A 637-nucleotide genomic window follows, 5' to 3' on the forward strand; every position below is an offset into this window, starting at 1 on the left:
GAGGGCAAAGGTGCTCGTTTTTATACCACCCCCTGTTGAACCCGGGGAAGCTCCTATCCACATGAGGATAAAAATGATCATGAGCGTCGAGAAATTAAGGGCAGACATGTCTACCGAATTAAATCCTGCTGTCCTCGGAGTTGCGGCGCCAAAAAAGGAGACTACAATTTTACCAAACCAGGAATGTTCCTGAAGTGTGTTATTGTATTCAAAGAAGTAAAAGAATATGGTTCCAATGATCAACAGGGCAGAAGTAGTCACTAATACGATCCTGGTGTTAAGGCTTATTACCCAGGGAGTGTGGGCAGAATTGGCAGGATGAAGCATTTTTGCATACTGGTTCCTAAAGTAATAGGTCAAATATTTGTAGATGTTAAAGAGTATTGGGAAACCAATTCCTCCTAAGATAAAGAGTACCACAATGATCAACTGAAGAGGATAATTGAACTGGAATTCAGGCTCATATAAGCTATTTTCAAGAGTAGAAAAACCGGCATTACAAAACCCGGAGATGCTATGGAATACAGAGAAGAAAACCTTATTAATAAAGACCTGAACTGTGCCGGACTCAAGGCTGAAGAAGATAAGACCTGCTCCTAAAAATTCAATGGCAAAAGTTAGCAGCACGATCTTTTTT

The 637-nt window shown here is 40.7% G+C and carries 1 protein-coding gene; it reads right to left on the reverse strand.

Going from position 1 to position 637, the window contains the following annotated elements:
* A partial coding sequence (locus tag HC175_RS16205; RefSeq protein ID WP_317172338.1) for a potassium transporter TrkG occupies positions 1-627 on the reverse strand: 627 nt, incomplete at its 3' end.
* Positions 628-637: the final 10 nt, after the last annotated feature.

Source organism: Salinimicrobium oceani, assembly GCF_012037645.1.